Below are 15,769 nucleotides of genomic sequence, written 5' to 3' on the forward strand. Positions count from 1 at the left end.
GGGGTCAATTTTCCCGGACTCAGGACTGCTCAACTTTCCCGAAGCGTTGACAGGCGATGGCGTCGAGGAACGCGTAGTCGTCGTTGGTGAACACGCCGGGGTATGGCGGCTGGTGGTCGCGGGTGATCAGGTTGTAGTCCCCGCCGATGATCAGGGCTTGCCGGTCGGTCGTCGGCAGGCGGTAAACCGCCCTTAAAACGCTGTCGAGGAAGCTTCGCTTCTTCTCCGCTTTGGCTGGGCTGCGGTCGTTGGACGGTACGTAAACCCCCAGTACGGCGATCGCTGGTTCGGTGTCCAGGCGGCATGCCGCTGCCCGACAGCGCGGACTGATCCCGGTTGTGATGTCTTCGGCCGGGACGAGCGGGTGCCGGGACACGATCGCGCACCCCCGGTCCCCTGCGTGGGGGGAGGCGACGACCGACCATCCAGCTGCTCGGCACTGAGTGAGCAGATGTGCGGTGCCGGGGCCGTGGCTGGTCTCGGTCAGGATCACCACGTCGTCGTCACGCTGGTCCAGCCAGCCCAGTAGCTGCTGGGCGCGGGCCAGGCCCGCGGCTTGGATGTTGAGCGTGGTGATCTGCACCGGATCAGCCCTCCATGCGGGTGTTTGCGGCGAGCAGGCTGAGGATCTCGCTGGCGATGTCGTCGGGAGTGCGGTCGCTGCAGTCGATCGAATACTGCACCCAACTGTGGTCGGGCTGTGCGAGAAACGCCCTGGCGTCGCGGTAGTAGTCGAGTTCGATTTGTGGGTTGCCGGCGAGTTCGAGGCGGGTCAGTGCTCGGCGTCCGGCGAGCCTTCCTGCGATCACCTCCGGCCGGTCTTCCAGATAGAAGCAGGTTGCTTGCAGGACGTATTGGTTGTAGCCCCAGATCTCCTCCAGGTCGAGACCGTCGATTCGCTGCAGGACCATGGATGACTGGACGTACCGGTCGGACACCACGTGCATGCCAGCGTCGAGCGCGGGGATGATCACGGTCTCGACGTGGTCGGCTCGGTCCGCCGCCAGAGCAAGGGCGAAGGCCCGCCCGTGCAGCGACCATTCCTCCTGGCGCAGGAGGTCGCCCAGAGGGCTGCGGGTGGGCTCGGTGGTCAGCAGGCTGGGATGCCCGTCGACCCCGTCGAGGCGGGCGGCCACCAGACGGGCGACCGTGGTTTTGCCCACCCCGTTCGGGCCCTCGACCACGACGAACTGCGCAGTCACTTTGCCACCGCTGCCACGGGCAGCGGTTCCCAGCCGGGCGCCGGCGCGACCGGGCACTGCTCGTCGTCGAGGTCGCCGACGTGCCCGCCGCGGGAGATGACCGCCGCCGGGCAACCCTTTCCGCAGGCCGTGTTGAGGGCGCATCCGCCGCAGGTGGTGTTGGTGCCGACGGTGTACCGGTCGTGGAACGAGTACCCGTCCAGCGCGGTGGTGACAGGTCCGTCGTTGATGTTGCCGATGATGAACTCGTCGGCCGGGTACGGCGACGCGGGGGTCCGGGCCGCGAAGTCCAGGTACGGGCACGACGCCACGTCGCCGTCGGTGTAGACGTAGAGGAGCTTGCCGGCGTCGCAGCCGCCCAGGGGCTTGGCGTCGTCGTTGGGGAACCGGATACGCACCAGGTCCAGGCGGTCGGCGAACCGCTCGGTCACCGCCGTGATCGCCCGCATCTGCTCGGCGTCGGCCGCCATCCGGGTCTGGCTCTTGACCCCGCGCCCGAACGAGCTGAGAGGGTTGGTCAGCATGTACTCCGCGCCGACCTCGACGGCGAACTCGCACAGGTCGGCGAACTCGTCGGCCCGGGTGAGCATGTTCGGCGTCGACAGCAGCCCCTTGAGGAGCCCGGCGGCGGCGAACCGCCGCACCGTGGCGACCGTGACTGCGAAGGATGACCGGTCGCCGCGGAACCTGCCGTGGCTCTCGTCCCGGAATCCGTCCAGGCTGACGTTGACGTGCACGTTCCCCATCGCGACCAGAGCGGCGATGTGGTCGTCGGTGACGAGGGTCGCGTTGGTGCAGATCCCCAGGCTGACACCCGCATCCACGACAGCCCGGCACATGGCCATGAGGTCGGGGTGCTCGAACGGCTCACCGCCGGTCAGCGTGATCCGCTCCACCCTGGCATCGAGCAGGCGGGGCAGGACCGTGCCCGTGAACCGGCCGACGGGCATGTCGTTGCCCGCCTGCACCGACGAGACGAAGCAGTGCGCGCAATGCAGGTTGCACCTCTCGGTGACCTGCACCAGCGCTTTACGGCCGTCGCCGCCGACACTGGTACGGAAGTAGCACGACGCGGCGTGGGTGTCGACGATCAGCGGTTTCACGCGTTCTCCCGGGTAGAGAGCCATCTCAGTGGACGCGACGACCAGGCCAGACGCCCGAGCCGGGCTCGGACGGCAGCGCTCATGCCGTCGTGACACGTCGAGTACATCCGCTGAAAAGTGATGTCGGACAGGCTCGACTGCGGATTCCGACAATCCGCTGACATGGCTGGACCATCAAACGCATTTGTCACCCGGCTGGTCCTTCCCGCCATGCGCGGCTATTGTGCCACCGCTTTCCGTGCTCCGAATGGCATCCGCCTCTTGCTGCATAAATGCATCGTGACCGCATTCCTCAGAAGGAATTGCGTGTCGCAGGAATGTCAAATGTGGACGGCCGCTATGGCCGACATCGCTTTGAAAAGGCCCAATAGATCCGGCGTTCTGTTGCGGCGGCTTCCGCGCCGCGTTGGCCCGCCACTCCGACGAGGACGGCGTGCGACCGACCGACGGCGGATGCGCCGCCATACACCGCGACTACCACAGGGGGCGAGATGCCGAACGAAAACAAGATTCACCTTCCGGGCCGGGCTCGGCCGCCCGTGCCTGGCCGGTCCGATCAGGGCCGCCAGAAGTCCGTCGATGCGATGTCGCGATGACCGGCGCAGGGGCCTACTCCCTTGCCGGGCTGCTGCGATGCCCTGGTGACGACCCGATGCTGCCGGTGGTCCGGGTGTACCGGAGGTACCAGTGCCCGACCTGCGCGGTCGAGGTCGACGCGGAGTTCGCGGAGAGCACCGTCTGGGAGCAGGTGCGAAGACTGCGACCCGTACTCGTCCCGGAAGACGTTCCGCAGGAGCAGCGCGGCGACGTGATGCGGGGTGTCGCCCGTGCGGTGGTGTTCGTAGCGGCATCCATGACGTTCCGGACACTCTGGCTTGCGCATCCGGCGCCGACGGCAGTCGGCACCGATTCCGGTGCGCGATGATCGATTCGACATCGGCCCCGGTGGCAACGCAGGCAGCCACCACCCGCACGGCAGGGGAGCACGAACTCTCCGTCGCCGACGACTTGTTCCTCGTCGCCCTCGACGACCGCACCGGCCGACACGTCCTCGACGACGGGGTGCTCGCGCTGGGTCTGGCCGCCGCGTTAGTCGCCGACCTGCTGGTCGACCGTGCGGTAGTGGTCGACGCCAGGCACAGGCTCGTCCCCGGCGACCTGACGCGGCACCGCCTGGTGGATCTGATCCGTACCCAGCCCGGTTACGACCTGCGTACCTGGGTGGTCTACCTCGCGAGGCAGGCGACGAAGCTGGTCGCCGGTCGGCTCGACCAGCACCAGATCATGATCCGGAAGCGCCGCGGCGTGTTCGGCGGCGTGCGGGTCCGCTACGAACCGGTGGACGCCAATGCTGTCGCGGGCCGGTCGGTGCGCCTGGTACAGCTGCTCAAGAGCCACCTGCACGATGCGTCGCATCGCGACGAGGCACTGCTGCTGATCGCCCGCACGCTCAGGCTGACCGACCGCGTCCTGCGCGACAGCCCGCCGTGGGTACGCACCGAACTCGATCTCCTCAGCGCGACGGCGCTCCCTGAGCTGCGCGTGCTGGCGGAGGTCCTGGGCGGCCTCGTCGCCGCCCTAGCCGTGACACCACGCAGATGACCCTTCCCCTCAACACTTCGGAGACCTTCATGTCCTCATCTGGCACCACCTACGCGTCACCCAACCTGGTGGCGGACGCGCTCGCCGCGGACCGTCTCGGGTCCGGCGCGGTGATCCAGTTCGTGCTGACCGCCGCCACCCCGATGCTCGTCGTCGCGGGCCTGGTGACGTCCGGTCTGGCGACGACCGGTGTCATCGCGTTTCCTCTGGCTTTCCTGGTCTTCGGTGTGGTGCTGGCGGTGTTCAGCGTCGGGTACACGGCGATGGCCCGGCAGGTCCCCAACGCGGGCGCGCTGTACACCTACGTCGCCCGGGGTCTGGGCCGCCCGGCTGGTGTCGCCGCCGCGCTGGTCGCGTTGTTCTCGTACAACCTGCTGCAGGTCGGGTTGTACGGGATCGCCGGGGTGCTGGCGTCTTCGCTGGTGGAGCAGGTGAGCGGGACGGTTCGCCCGTGGTGGTGGTTCGCGGCGCTGGCGTGGCTGCTCACGGCGGTCCTCGGGGTGCGGCGGGTCGACCTCAACGGCCGGGTCCTCGCGGTCCTGCTGACGGCGGAGCTCGGTGTGGTGGCGGTGATCGACGTCGTCGGGTTCCTGCACCCGGCCTCAGGGCGGGTCCAGCTCGACGCCCTGCACCCGGCCGGGTTGCTGTCCGGTGCCGCGGCTGCGGTGTTCGCGGTCGTCGCGACCGGGTTCGTGGGGTTCGAGCTGGCGGCGGTGTATTCGGAGGAGTCGGTGACCCCGCGCCGGACGGTGCCCCGCGCCACGTACCTGGGCCTGGGGTTGATGACGGTCGTGTACGCGGTCAGCAGCCTCGCGGTGACCGTCGCCGTCGGCCCGGACCGTGTCGTCGCCGCTGCGGAGGAGCAGGGGGTGGGGCTGCTGTTCTCGATCGCGGACCCGGTCCTCGGGGCACGGTTCACCAGGGGTGCGCAGGTCCTGTTCCTGACCAGCGTCATCGCCGGGCTGATCTCCTACCATTCGGCGGTCGCCCGGTACGCGTACGTCCTGGGCCGTGAGGGGGTCCTGCCGCGGGTGCTGGGCCGGACCCGGCTGTCGACCGGTGCGCCGGCCGCGGCGTCGGTGGTGCAGAGCGCGATCGGGCTGGCCGTCATCGCCGTGTTCGCCGGGGCGGGGTGGGATCCGCTGGCGCGGCTGTTCTTCTGGCTGGGCACGGTCGGCGGGGTCGGGGTCCTGATCCTCGTCGCGGCGACCTCCGTCAGCGTCCCGTTGTACTTCCGCCACGGCACGGGCCTGGACAGCCGGTGGCGGACCACCGTCGCCCCATTGATCGCCGCGGTCCTGCTCACCGCCGTCGCCGTCCGCTGTCTGACCCATTTCCCGGACCTCCTGGGCGTCTCTCCCGGCAATGTCTGGGCGGTGGTCTGGCCCGGCTCCTACGCGGTCCTCGCCCTGGCCGGCGTGGTGTGGGCGCTGCTCCTGCGCCGACGTGACCCCGCGGCTTATCGGGGGATCGGGCTCGGCGGGCACCCCGACCCCACCGCCACCGGCGAGCGGGCGGGGGCCGCCTGATGCCTGCTGTGAACCTTGCCGCCGGCCGCTTGGCGGACCGGTCCGAGACCGGGCGCATGTCGCAGATCATCGGCCGGGCGTTCCAGGACCTGCCGGTCAGCCACTACCTGATGCCCGGCACCGACCCCGGCGAACGCGAACGCATCATGACCGCCCACCTCGGGCTGGTCGTCGCGGCCGCTGCCGAGCACGGGCGCCTGCACACCGACCCGCAAACGGTCGCCGCCGCCGTGTGGCTCGACCGCACCGGCACCGCCGAGCCGGACATCCCCGGCTACGAAACCATGCGGGCCAGGATCTGCGGGCGGCACACCGACCGGTTCGCCCGGTTCGAAGACACCATGCGCGACCAGCACACCCACAACACCGGGACCGTCGGACACTGGCACCTGGCCCTGCTCGGCGTCCTCCCCGCACACCAGGGCACCGGCATCGGATCGGCGCTGCTGCGCCTGCACCACCATGACCTGGACGAGCACCGGCTGCCCGCCTACCTGGAGGCGTCCACCGAACGCAGCCGCGCCCTCTACCTCCGCCACGGCTACCTCGCCTGCGGAGCCCCCTACCCCGTCGGGCCGGACGGGCCGCTGATGTACCCGCTGTGGCGCCACCCCATCCCGGTCGCACCATGACCACCGGCCTGGACACGACCGTGCCCACCGCAGGCCGAATCCCGCCGACGCGGGACGGCGGCGTAGCGGCCGGCCGGGATGGCACCGTCGCAGCGGCGCACCCGCACAGCCTGGCCGTCGCGCCACCGGACCTGATCGAGCGGGGACCGACACCCGAACAGATCCGGGTCGGCCACATGCGACGGCTACCCGGGGAGTGCGGACTCATCGAACGGGCGCGGACCTTCGTCCAGGACATCGCCTGCCGGTGGTGCCGGGCACCCGGCACCACCGGCAGGCTCCGGCGGATCTACCACGTCCTACGCGACCCGGACCCGCACGCGGCCGCCCTGCACCGCGACCGAGCCGCAGCCGCCGGCCACGCCGACGCGATCACCTACCTGCACCACGCCGAAACCCTGCTCCGCCGGTCGCCCGCCGAACAACATCAGCCACCTGCACCGACCGGGTACCCCCAGACACTGCCGCAACGCCGACACCAACCCCGACCCGAACCGCTCGACGGCACCTGGCACCCCCACCAGACACCACCCACTGACACCCCGCGGACCGACCCCACCAACACCAGCACCTGCGCCCAGTGCGGCCAGCCGATCACCTACGACGAGATCCACGGCTGGCTGCACACCCTCACCCCCGGCTCCTCACCCACCGAACGGACCACCTCATGAATCTCCGCCGATCCGTCACCGCGCTGCTCGTCACCCTCACCGCCGCAGTCACCACCGGATGCACCGCCGACGACACCCCACCAGCCGCACCAGCACCGGCGGGCCCCAGGGCCGCGGCCTCACCCGACGTCGACAGCTCCGCCCGGACGGCCATACGCGAGATCCTCTCCACACCCCGCCTCGCAGACCGGCACGACGAGGTGACCGGTCCCTACGACTACACCGAGTACCGGCAGTTGGGCCACGACCTGTCCGGCGCCATCACCTCCGGCTCCGGCGGACCAGAAGTCACGGCCATCCGCTACCAGCAATGGCGCACCCATGCCGGGACCGGCCGGGTCGTCGACTGGGACGAGACCCGCGGATGCACCACCTGGACCAGCGACACCCGGTCGAACCGGGACCTCAACGCCACCCTGCCCCACGGGCAGCAGCCCGCCACCGACCGCAGCACCCTCCTGGACCAGCTCGCGAGCATCGACCCCGCGATCCGAACCGACCCGGCCGCACTGCTCAGCATGATCAGCGACCTCTACCGGACCACCTACATCGCCCCGTCGGTGCGCACAGCGCTGATCGAGATCCTCGCCGACACCCCACACCTGACCGCACAGCGCGGCGCCGCCGACCGCACCGGACGCCCGGCGCTCGCCGTCACCGCCCGCACCACCCGAGCCGAGACCGGCTATCGGATCACCATCTACCTCGACCCCGCCACCGGCCGGGCCCTCGCCACCGAACAGACACCCCTGGCACCCCTCACCACCAGCGACACCATGGCCGCCGCCGCCATCGACGGCTACGTCCTCTACCTGGCCAACACCCGCACCCCGACCACCACCACACCCACCGCCGCCTGCCGGTAGACCCGCACGAGGCCACCGCCTCGCGAACCGCCGCCGACACGGCAGGGACGCCTGACCGGCTCCGCCGCCAACGGAACACACATCCCGGAAATCGAGATCATCATGTACTCCACGCCTTCCCGAACTATCCGACAGACGACGCCGAGCAGCTACCGCGACCTGCTGCGGTGCCGGTTCTGCCGACGGCAGCTCACCGAAGACACCACCGCCGGCCGCGCCTACACCTGCAGCCCCGACTGCCGGGCACCCATCAACGCCGACTGGGTCGACGCCCAGGTCACCCGTGCACTGCCACCACGCATCCCCCTCGACAGGGCCTGGCACGCCCTCAACGCGATCACCGTCGGCACCCGGCAGATCCACCTCGCCTGGTTCAGCCCGCCGCAACAGCGCCAGCCACCCGCGACACCCCACCCACCCGAGACGTTCCTCCACCCGCCACCAGGAACACCCCGATAGGCGGCTGGTCGAACCCTTCGCACGGCCGCCCCGGCCGCGCGGCACCCCGAAGGAGAACCATGGATCCCCCATCCCACGGCCGACCGAGACGGCTGAGCGTGCTCGCCGTCGTATTCATGTTGCTGATGGTTCCGACCGCGGCACATGCCGGTGAAGGAACAGGCAACTTCACCGGCCACGCCAGCCCGCACCCCGGCAACGGATACGCCGTCTGGACAACCACGACCAACCAGGTCCAGGTCGACGCGTACCCCGCCACGCTGGCCAGCGGGTACTGCACCGACGAGTGGTTCGACTGGAGCCGGGACGGCAACCACCTCGACGCCCGAGTCGCCCGCAGCTGCTATCCCGGCACCCGCCGCACCAGCAACTACAACACCGAAAACCTCGACGTCGGAGTAATGCAGAAAGGTGGCACCTGCTACGGACCCAACGACAACACCACCAACCCGATCAGCAAATGCGCACAGGACCCCCGACACGACTACGACATCCCCGCGAACTCCGCCCTGCCCAGCACCTGCATCCGCGGCTGGGAGTTAACCAGCACAGCCGTCTACGCCTACTACGACGGCGGCTCACAGACCTCCTGCACCAGTTGATCTCCCGAAGGAGATTCGCGATGACAACACCACGCCCCAAGACCCGACCCGTCCTGGCGACGATGCTCCTCACCGCCGCCGGTGTACAGGCCGGCTGCGCCGGGCAGAACACGGCAGGTCCGGCGCCTACAGATCTCGCCACCGCGACCGCCGTGTTCGACCGGCTCGTCACGCAGGTCTACGGCACCAGCGAGCAGCGCAGCGCCGGAGCCGAGTACGCGCATCTGAGCACCCAGCGGGCCATCGCCGAATGCGCGAAAGCCCGCGGGATCACCTATCCCATCCCGGCGTTCACCAACATCCCCCCGCCCAACAGCATCATCGCGCCCGGCGACCTGTCCGGGTTCGCCCCACTGCTCACCAGCTGGGGGATCGCCGAACGGGTCGCGAAAGTCGCCCAAGCCGGCGACCCCGTCAGCACCGCCTACCTCGCGCTGAAGACCGACACCGAACGCACCGCCTACATGGGCCGGCTCGGCGAATGCCAGAACGCCGGATCCGCCTTCACCGACGCCGCGTTCCCCACCGGACAAGCCCAGCTCGACGAACAGTTCCTCGCCGTCCTGGAAGAAACGCAGAAGACCCCGGCCGTCGCCGGCCTCCTCGCCGGCTACACCGACTGCCTCGGCCAGGCTGGGTTCAAAGCCAGGTCCTACACAGACCTGTACCAGCAGGCAGACGCTAAGTTCGGACCCGCGATCGAGGCCAATACCGGTAAGCCGACCGACGTCACCCACCACCCCGCGTACACAGCGGCAATGCAGTACGAACTCGACGCGGCAGCCGCCGACGCCCTATGCCGTACCAGCATCCGACCGGCGGCCATCACTGCAGCCCGACCGGAGCTCTCCGCTTTCGCCACGTCCCACGCCGCGCAACTGACCGCCAACACTGACGGATTCGCGAAGACCGTCACAGCCCTCGCTTCGCTGAAAGCAAACCTGCACAGCTGACGACGTTGGTCGGGAGGAACGGACGCCGGTCGGCGTCCGTCCCTCCTGCCTCCTGAAATGGTGATGGCGCATCAGCTCGCTTCGCAGTGTCAAGGCAACAGGTCCCGGCAAGCGCTCAGCGGCCACCACTGATCTCTGCTGCCGCCCTGACACGGAACCGGTCAGCTGGCGCGGCGGATCTCATCGCGCAGATCGCGGTAGTCGCCTGTCGGATCCGCCTGCGCGGCGTGGTGGTGGCGGGACGCCCACGACTCGTCGAGCTTCGGGTGTCCGCCGGGAGTTCGCGCGAACTGACGCCTGATCAGGTCCTATGAGCGTCGTAGGGTGCCGGGAACTCGGCGCAGCCGACGGTTTAGGCGCGACTTCCGGGCGGGCAAGGCAGTGGCCACGGGCGCTGACCCGGCCGTAGCTGAGCAGAACGCCGGTCAGGGTCTCGGACCTGAACAAGCCCTTCAGCGCTTCCCTGGCAGCGCTGCCGCCTCGGCGAGACGCGGCGCTGAGGGTTACTGGAGTAGGGGCAAGAGGACGCCGTCGACGATCTGTGCGATGTCGTCGTCGTTGATCGGGCGATCGTGGACGACTCCCCAATGGACCAGAAGGGCGATGGCGGCGGAGACCGCGATCGTGTGTCCATCCTGCGACTGGTTGCGTCGGGAGGGCAGGTCGCCACGCTGCGCCGCGTGGTCCAGCACGCCTGCGAGAGCTTGGTGCAGGGAGTCGACGTAGCGCATGCGGATGAGGCTGCACAGCTCAGGCTCCTGCCGGGCTGTGTCCAGCAGGGCCGAGACCAGGTCGACCCGAGAGGTGTTCTGGTCTCCCGTGGTGCTGGCCAGGGTGGCGAGGAGTTCCTCGCGTAGGTGCCCTTGTCCGATGGTGACCGGGACGACGTCGTCGGCGAGTCCCGCGTGGCTGAGGGCTTCTGCAGCGAGTTCGGCACGGGAGGGCCAGCGTCGGTACACGGTGGCTTTGCCCACCCCGGCTCGTGCTGCGGCCTTGTCCATGGTCAGGGCCGGGTAGCCGCCTTCGGCGAGCAACTCTGTCGCCGCGCGCAGGATCTGGGCGTCCCGGACGGGGTCGCGGGCCGGTCCGGAGACGCCGGGGGGCCGCCGCAGCTGCGCGCCGGGTTGTGACATGAGGCTCTCCTCGCGAACTGGGACCGGTTTGTATCGAGTATAGCTAAGCTGTTAACGTCGCCGAAGACCCGGAACAACTCTGTATCGGGTTGAGGCGCACGATGGGCGATAGCGAGGTGGCGCAGTGAAGGCCGTAGGTTTCACCGAGTTCGGTGGCCGCGAGGTCATGCGGGTGCTGGAGCTGCCCGAACCGCACGCGGGACCAGGGCAGGTGCGGATCAAGGTGGCAGCCGCCGCCGTCCACCCGGCCGACGTCAACATCCGCACCGGGCTTTCCGCCCAGTACAGCCCGGAGGCGAACCCGCCATCGGAGGTGTACGTCGTGGGGTGGGAGGTGGCCGGGACGATCGATGAGGTCGGTGAGGGAGCTCGTTCGGAGCTGGCCCTCGGCGCTGAGGTGATAGCAGTGACGGAGCCGAAGCTGGCCCTGGGAGGACAGGCGCAGTACGTGGTCGCACCGGCGGAACAGGTGGTCCGCGCGCCGAAGGGAGTCGACCTGACGGCGGCCTCGACGCTGCTGATGGCCGCCCTGACCGCGCAGATGGGCCTGGACGCGCTGGCTCTGGCCCCGGGAGCGACGGTGGCGGTGACCGGCGCCGCAGGTGGGATCGGGGGCTACGCCGTGCAGCTGGCCAAGGCAGCCGGTATGACGGTCATCGCCGACGCGGCGGACAAGAACCGTGACCTCGTCACGAGCCTGGGCGCCGATCACGTGCTCCTACGCGGCGACGGGTTTCCCGAAGGGGTCCGTCGGCTGCGCCCCGACGGCGCGGACGGGGTCATCGACGGCGGATCGGTGGGCGCGGCCGTGGCAGCAGCGGTGCGCGACAACGGAACGATCGCGACCTTCAAGGGGTTCACCGGCGCCAACGACCGGGGCGTGAGCTGGTTCCCGGTCTTCGTCTACGACCGCATCCGCGACACAGCGACCCTGACGCGGCTGCGCGACCAGGCTGAGTCCGGTGTCCTCACACTCCGCGTCGCGGGAACCTACCCGCTGGAACAGGTCGCCGAAGCGCATCGGCTCATCGAGGAGGGCGGGGTGCGGGGGCGACCTGTGCTGGTGTTCTGAGTCAAACCCACCACCTCGGCCACCTCAGCCCTAGCCGGCGTGGCGATGCAGCGCCACATCGAGTCCAACGCTCGGATCTTAAAGAAACGCGATCAAACGAAAGCAGGCTTTCCATGACATCGAACAACAAGGCCAAGGTGCTGGTCACCGGGGCAACCGGAATGCAGGGCGGCGCCGTCGCCCACGCGCTCCTGCGCGCCGGACACCCCGTCACCGCGCTGGTGCGCAACCCCTCCTCGGCCCCCGCCCAGGCCCTGGCCGCCCAGGGTGTCGTCCTGGCCACCGGGGACCTAGAGGACGTCGCCTCCCTGCAGGCGGCCAGCGTCGGACACGACGCGGTCTTCTCGGTGCAGCTGGCCAGCATCGACCCGGCCGATCCCGCCGAGTCCCGCCAGGCCGGCAACATCGTCACCGCGGCCCAGCGCGCCGGCATCACTCAGCTCCTGCACACGTCGGTGTCGGCGACCGGGTGGCGCACCCAGCACCCGCAGGTGGAAGTGACCGACCCCGTGATGAAGGAGTACTGGAACCAGAAAGAGGAGACCGAGGAAGTGATCCGGCGCTCAGGGCTGCAGCGCTGGACCATCTTCAAGCCCGCCTGGTACATGGAGAACTTCCTCTCGCCCCGGCGGGAGTACATGTTGCCCGAGCTGCCTCAAGGCAAGCTGGTCACCGCTATGAGCCCGCAGACGGCGCTGGCGCTCATCTGCGCCGACGACCTCGGCGCCGCTGTCGCCGCCGCCGTCGCCGAGCCCGACAGGTTCCACGAAGCCGAAATCGAGCTCGCCAGCGACGCGCTGACGTACCCGCAGATGGCCGAAGTCCTTTCCCGGGTCACCGGCCGCGAGTTCAAGGCCGACTTCATCTCTCTGGAGGAGCGGGAGCAGCGCTCTGGCGCATCCGCAGCGTTCGGCGACGTCTTCAACGACCGTATCGGCTACCCTGCACGTCCCCACCACGCCGCCGCCTACGGCCTGACCATGACGACCTTCGCGCAGTGGGCAGCGCGACAGGACTAGCGCACCGTGATTGCCTGAACGCAGCAGTCCGACGAGCAGCCCGCTCCTGCGGTACTGCTTCCGGGCCGCTCAACAATCCATCGCCTCCCGAACAAGATCAAAAAGGGGGGCGTCCTCACGGGTGCCACCCCTAGGCCCGGTCGGCTCATCCGAGGGCATGGTCGATCGGCCTGCGGCAAGCTGACGGCAGGTCAGCTTCCGTGAGCGTCTCACCAGCCTGGGCGAGGCTCAGGGTGGTGCCGCGCCGAATGAGCGGGCGGTGATCCACACGTGGCCGCGTAGCTCCTGCACCGCCAGCAGGTCCATGCCGGACAGGTAAAGCTGCGAGGCGCAGTAGTGGCGCAGCACGTGCGGAGTTAGCCGGCCCGCCCACGAGGGCAGGAACTCCAGCGCGGCTAGGGCCAGCGCATCGCGGAAGCCGTCATCGGTCAGCCGCATGCAGCTGCAGTCGCGGTTGTGCCGCTCCGACAGGAACAGCGGCGCTCTGAGCCGGTATGGGTCGTCACCGAACAGACCCCAGATGTCCTCGATGTACCAGCGCAGCAGCACGTCGGCTCCGTTGATCAGCGGCGTCATCCGCTGCCGCGCGCCGCTGCCGCGCGATCCTTTCCCGGCCCGGATGTGCAGCTTGCCGAATCGGCCCAGCTCCCAGTGCACGTCGGTCAGATCGAGCTGGCAGGTCTCGTTCACCCGAGGGCCGACCTTCTCCATCAGCCGCGCCATGGCGTAACTGCGGGCCGCGACACGGTACTTCCGGCAGGTCAGCAAGCTCTCGCGCCAGCCAGCGAACAAACGCTGCATCTCCGCCGCGGTCGGCGGGATTCGCAGCGACCCCACGCGCTGGCCGCGAGGACGGTTCATCTCATCGATCGGGCACTGCACCGTCAGACCCGTCAGCGCGTGCAGCTCGACGGCGTACCGCAGATCGAGGAACGCGAAGTAGGTCGTGATCGCCTGCGCCCGCATGATCTTCGTCATCTGCGCTGCTTCTCGCATGACCCTGGCGAAGTAGAAGTCGGCGTCCTCAGGCTCCATCTCCCACAACGGCCGCCCGAACCACGTCCGCACGTGATCGAGATGGCCCACATCGCCCCGGATCGAACTGTCGACCAATCCCGAGGATGCCCGCGCAAGGATGAAACCGGCCAGCACATCTACCTCGAACAGCTCGATCTGCTCCGGCGTCGCCGGCATACGCCGAGCGGCAAGGTCACGAACTACGGCCAGCGGCATCGACACCTCGCGGTTCAGTCAGAACGGCGAAAACATGCCTAAACTGTAGATTCGTCAGAAATACTGACGAAAGTTCAGCCACACGAAAGAGCTATCAAGCCCGCCGAAACACTAAGTCCTGCAACAGGCCCACCAGCAGCGCGAATGAGCCACTCCTACGAACTCTCGGGATATCTGCCAACGCCGGGGGCAGCGTCGGCCACCGTTCCGGCACGCCGTGCAGGATCACGCGAGGGACCGATCCGTAGTACTCGCCCGCGTGCTGCTGTACCTGGGCCGCTGGTACCCACGTTGTCAGCAGCGCCCGTAGTGGCGAGCCGCGGAACGCGGTGTAGATCCACGCGACACCGGCGTGCCAGCCGTCGTCCTTCCCCCACACGATCAGCGACGCTGCGACGCCGCGCGCACCGTCGGCCACACCGTGCACGGTCACCAATGGCGGCACATCCGGCACCATCCCTGCCAGCAGTTCCGCCGACGGCATCGGGCCGTAGAGCTCAGCCATGGCCACCGATCACAACCAAACTGCTGGCGGACTCAGCAGCGCTGCCCATGGAAATCGACAAGGTTCTTCGCTTCTAAGCGCCCTGCCACCGGATTCGCTGAAGACCACCAGGGGATGCGGACATTGCGTGTGTCCGCACGGCGTACCGGTCGCCGATCAGTCGGCCCACGGCATGATGTGAGGCATGGACTTTAGTCCCGTTGAACGCGAAAACGGCTCGTTTCAGCAGTCGGTGACCGCAGACCAGATCATCAGCATGTGCCGCCGGATCTTCGGAGACGGCGCTGGCGTCGTCTCGGCCGACGAACTCGGCAACGGCATGTACAACAACACTTACCGGGTCGACGTCGCCGATGTGGGGCCGGTGATTCTGCGGGTCGCCCCCGAGCCGAGCCGACAGTTCGGCAGCGAGCGCGAGCTGATGCGCAGCGAGTACGCCAGCGTGCCGTTCTTCGCCCCGATCGCCCCTCTGGTGCCGCGCACCCTCGGCGCGGACTTCACCCATGAGGTCATCGGCCGGGATTTCCTGTTCCAGACGCTGCTGCCCGGCAGGCCGGTGCCGCAGGCTCTCGGCGGCTATGACCGGCAGCTGTGGCCCTCGCTGTACCGAGATCTCGGCACGATCGCCGCCAAGATTCACGCGGTGCGGGGGCCGGCGTTCGGGAGCATCCGCAACCCGCAGTTCGCCAGGTGGAGCGACGCCTTCGTCGCCCTGCTCGACGGTCTCGCAGCCGACGTCGACAGCGTCGGGCTTGACTCCGCCGATATCCGGCAGGTCGCCTCGATCGCGGGGAAGCAGCAGGCCGTGCTCGACGAGATCACTGAGCCACGGCTGCTGCACGGCGACCTGTGGACGGTCAACGTCATGCTCGTCGAGGACGCGCCGCAGCCCACGATCACCGGCGTTTTCGACAACGACCGCACCCTGTGGGGCGACCCGGCCGCCGACTGGACGATCCGTATGGCGGCCAAGAAGCCCGGCACCGAGCGCGACGCTTTCTGGGAGACCTACGGCGCACCGTCAACGACGCCGGGCGCGGCGATCCGTTCGCTGTTCTACGAGGCCCGCCATGTCGCCGCCATCCGGCTGGAACGCCACCGCCTCGGCAAGACCGAGGACGTGCCGGAAACCTACGGCCAGATGCGCGACATCATCGAGAAGTTCCACGCCTGACCAGAGGACCCGGT

At 68.9% G+C, this 15,769-nt stretch carries 18 protein-coding genes; 12 read left to right on the top strand and 6 right to left on the bottom strand.

The window, feature by feature from the left end; genetic code table 11:
• Positions 1 to 19 precede the first annotated feature (19 nt).
• From F4553_RS00420 to F4553_RS40460, 3 genes are read right to left on the bottom strand one after another with little or no spacing between them, the layout of a single operon-like run.
• Positions 20 to 583, bottom strand: a complete 564-nt coding sequence (locus tag F4553_RS00420; protein ID WP_184830705.1) for an endonuclease/exonuclease/phosphatase family protein — start codon at positions 581 to 583, stop codon at positions 20 to 22.
• Between the two features lie 4 nt (positions 584 to 587).
• Positions 588 to 1,202, bottom strand: a complete 615-nt coding sequence (tmk, locus tag F4553_RS00425; protein WP_184830708.1) for a dTMP kinase — start codon at positions 1,200 to 1,202, stop codon at positions 588 to 590.
• Positions 1,199 to 2,305 carry a radical SAM/SPASM domain-containing protein gene (locus tag F4553_RS40460; RefSeq protein ID WP_312875047.1) on the bottom strand — a complete coding sequence of 369 codons (1,107 nt, stop codon included), beginning with the start codon at positions 2,303 to 2,305 and terminating at the stop codon, positions 1,199 to 1,201. Before F4553_RS40460 ends, tmk begins: the two co-directional genes overlap by 4 nt.
• 592 nt (positions 2,306 to 2,897) lie before the next feature.
• On the opposite strand from F4553_RS40460, the gene F4553_RS00435 reads away from it, so the two are divergent.
• The 9 genes from F4553_RS00435 (at position 2,898) to F4553_RS00475 (ending at position 9,619) form a co-directional block, all read left to right on the top strand.
• Positions 2,898 to 3,230 carry a hypothetical protein gene (locus F4553_RS00435; RefSeq protein WP_184830712.1) on the top strand — a complete coding sequence of 111 codons (333 nt, stop codon included), beginning with the start codon at positions 2,898 to 2,900 and terminating at the stop codon, positions 3,228 to 3,230.
• Positions 3,231 to 3,250: 20 nt separating this feature from the next.
• Positions 3,251 to 3,907 (top strand): GPP34 family phosphoprotein, encoded by a 657-nt coding sequence (locus tag F4553_RS00440; RefSeq protein WP_184830714.1) that lies wholly within the window; start codon positions 3,251 to 3,253, stop codon positions 3,905 to 3,907.
• 29 nt (positions 3,908 to 3,936) lie between these two features.
• Positions 3,937 to 5,436: an APC family permease gene (locus F4553_RS00445; protein WP_184830716.1), complete on the top strand. Its 1,500-nt coding sequence runs from the start codon at positions 3,937 to 3,939 to the stop codon at positions 5,434 to 5,436.
• Positions 5,437 to 5,492: 56 nt separating this feature from the next.
• The gene (locus tag F4553_RS00450) at positions 5,493 to 6,068 is read left to right on the top strand and encodes a GNAT family N-acetyltransferase (RefSeq protein ID WP_184830718.1); all 576 of its coding nucleotides are present in this window, start codon (positions 5,493 to 5,495) and stop codon (positions 6,066 to 6,068) included.
• Positions 6,065 to 6,739 (top strand): hypothetical protein, encoded by a 675-nt coding sequence (locus F4553_RS00455; RefSeq protein WP_184830720.1) that lies wholly within the window; start codon positions 6,065 to 6,067, stop codon positions 6,737 to 6,739. The genes F4553_RS00450 and F4553_RS00455 overlap by 4 nt, the downstream gene beginning before the upstream one ends.
• Positions 6,736 to 7,605, top strand: coding sequence for a hypothetical protein (locus F4553_RS00460; protein WP_184830722.1), 870 nt, complete (start codon positions 6,736 to 6,738; stop codon positions 7,603 to 7,605). Before F4553_RS00455 ends, F4553_RS00460 begins: the two co-directional genes overlap by 4 nt.
• Positions 7,606 to 7,707: 102 nt before the next feature.
• Positions 7,708 to 8,064 carry a hypothetical protein gene (locus tag F4553_RS00465; protein ID WP_184830724.1) on the top strand — a complete coding sequence of 119 codons (357 nt, stop codon included), beginning with the start codon at positions 7,708 to 7,710 and terminating at the stop codon, positions 8,062 to 8,064.
• A 59-nt stretch (positions 8,065 to 8,123) separates the two neighbouring features.
• Complete coding sequence (locus F4553_RS00470) at positions 8,124 to 8,666, top strand: hypothetical protein (protein WP_184830726.1); 543 nt, start codon at positions 8,124 to 8,126, stop codon at positions 8,664 to 8,666.
• Between the two features lie 20 nt (positions 8,667 to 8,686).
• Positions 8,687 to 9,619, top strand: coding sequence for a hypothetical protein (locus F4553_RS00475; protein WP_184830728.1), 933 nt, complete (start codon positions 8,687 to 8,689; stop codon positions 9,617 to 9,619).
• A gap of 503 nt (positions 9,620 to 10,122) precedes the next feature.
• Here the strand turns inward: F4553_RS00475 and F4553_RS00480 are convergent.
• Positions 10,123 to 10,752, bottom strand: coding sequence for a TetR/AcrR family transcriptional regulator (locus F4553_RS00480; RefSeq protein WP_184830730.1), 630 nt, complete (start codon positions 10,750 to 10,752; stop codon positions 10,123 to 10,125).
• A gap of 124 nt (positions 10,753 to 10,876) precedes the next feature.
• Here F4553_RS00480 and F4553_RS00485 point away from each other — a divergent pair, with 124 nt between their 5' ends.
• Positions 10,877 to 11,824, top strand: a complete 948-nt coding sequence (locus tag F4553_RS00485) for an NADP-dependent oxidoreductase (protein ID WP_221469634.1) — start codon at positions 10,877 to 10,879, stop codon at positions 11,822 to 11,824.
• Positions 11,825 to 11,937: 113 nt separating this feature from the next.
• Entirely contained in the window at positions 11,938 to 12,843 is a 906-nt protein-coding gene (locus F4553_RS00490; protein WP_184830732.1) for an NmrA family NAD(P)-binding protein, read from the top strand.
• Between the two features lie 228 nt (positions 12,844 to 13,071).
• Here the strand turns inward: F4553_RS00490 and F4553_RS00495 are convergent, their stop codons facing one another.
• Both F4553_RS00495 and F4553_RS00500 read right to left on the bottom strand, forming a co-directional pair.
• Positions 13,072 to 14,076, bottom strand: coding sequence for a tyrosine-type recombinase/integrase (locus F4553_RS00495; protein ID WP_184833068.1), 1,005 nt, complete (start codon positions 14,074 to 14,076; stop codon positions 13,072 to 13,074).
• A 94-nt stretch (positions 14,077 to 14,170) separates the two neighbouring features.
• Positions 14,171 to 14,581: a hypothetical protein gene (locus F4553_RS00500; RefSeq protein WP_184830734.1), complete on the bottom strand. Its 411-nt coding sequence runs from the start codon at positions 14,579 to 14,581 to the stop codon at positions 14,171 to 14,173.
• Positions 14,582 to 14,765: 184 nt separating this feature from the next.
• Here F4553_RS00500 and F4553_RS00505 point away from each other — a divergent pair, with 184 nt between their 5' ends.
• On the top strand, positions 14,766 to 15,755 hold the full coding sequence (locus F4553_RS00505) for a phosphotransferase family protein (RefSeq protein ID WP_184830736.1): 990 nt from the start codon (positions 14,766 to 14,768) through the stop codon (positions 15,753 to 15,755).
• Positions 15,756 to 15,769 lie beyond the last annotated feature (14 nt).

This window comes from Allocatelliglobosispora scoriae, assembly GCF_014204945.1.
GTDB classification, from domain to species: Bacteria; Actinomycetota; Actinomycetes; order Mycobacteriales; family Micromonosporaceae; genus Allocatelliglobosispora; species Allocatelliglobosispora scoriae.

Bases quoted from the DNA above. Each gene is read 5' to 3' on its own strand.
- F4553_RS00435 (WP_184830712.1), top strand. From the start codon at position 2,898: ATGACCGGCGCAGGGGCCTACTCCCTTGCCGGGCTGCTGCGATGCCCT.
- F4553_RS00470 (WP_184830726.1), top strand. From the start codon at position 8,124: ATGGATCCCCCATCCCACGGCCGACCGAGACGGCTGAGCGTGCTCGCC.
- F4553_RS00475 (WP_184830728.1), top strand. From the start codon at position 8,687: ATGACAACACCACGCCCCAAGACCCGACCCGTCCTGGCGACGATGCTC.
- F4553_RS00460 (WP_184830722.1), top strand. From the start codon at position 6,736: ATGAATCTCCGCCGATCCGTCACCGCGCTGCTCGTCACCCTCACCGCC.
- F4553_RS00495 (WP_184833068.1), bottom strand. From the start codon at position 14,076: ATGCCGCTGGCCGTAGTTCGTGACCTTGCCGCTCGGCGTATGCCGGCG.
- F4553_RS00500 (WP_184830734.1), bottom strand. From the start codon at position 14,581: ATGGCTGAGCTCTACGGCCCGATGCCGTCGGCGGAACTGCTGGCAGGG.
- F4553_RS00445 (WP_184830716.1), top strand. From the start codon at position 3,937: ATGTCCTCATCTGGCACCACCTACGCGTCACCCAACCTGGTGGCGGAC.
- F4553_RS00490 (WP_184830732.1), top strand. From the start codon at position 11,938: ATGACATCGAACAACAAGGCCAAGGTGCTGGTCACCGGGGCAACCGGA.
- F4553_RS00505 (WP_184830736.1), top strand. From the start codon at position 14,766: ATGGACTTTAGTCCCGTTGAACGCGAAAACGGCTCGTTTCAGCAGTCG.
- F4553_RS00480 (WP_184830730.1), bottom strand. From the start codon at position 10,752: ATGTCACAACCCGGCGCGCAGCTGCGGCGGCCCCCCGGCGTCTCCGGA.
- F4553_RS00465 (WP_184830724.1), top strand. From the start codon at position 7,708: ATGTACTCCACGCCTTCCCGAACTATCCGACAGACGACGCCGAGCAGC.
- F4553_RS00450 (WP_184830718.1), top strand. From the start codon at position 5,493: ATGTCGCAGATCATCGGCCGGGCGTTCCAGGACCTGCCGGTCAGCCAC.
- F4553_RS00455 (WP_184830720.1), top strand. From the start codon at position 6,065: ATGACCACCGGCCTGGACACGACCGTGCCCACCGCAGGCCGAATCCCG.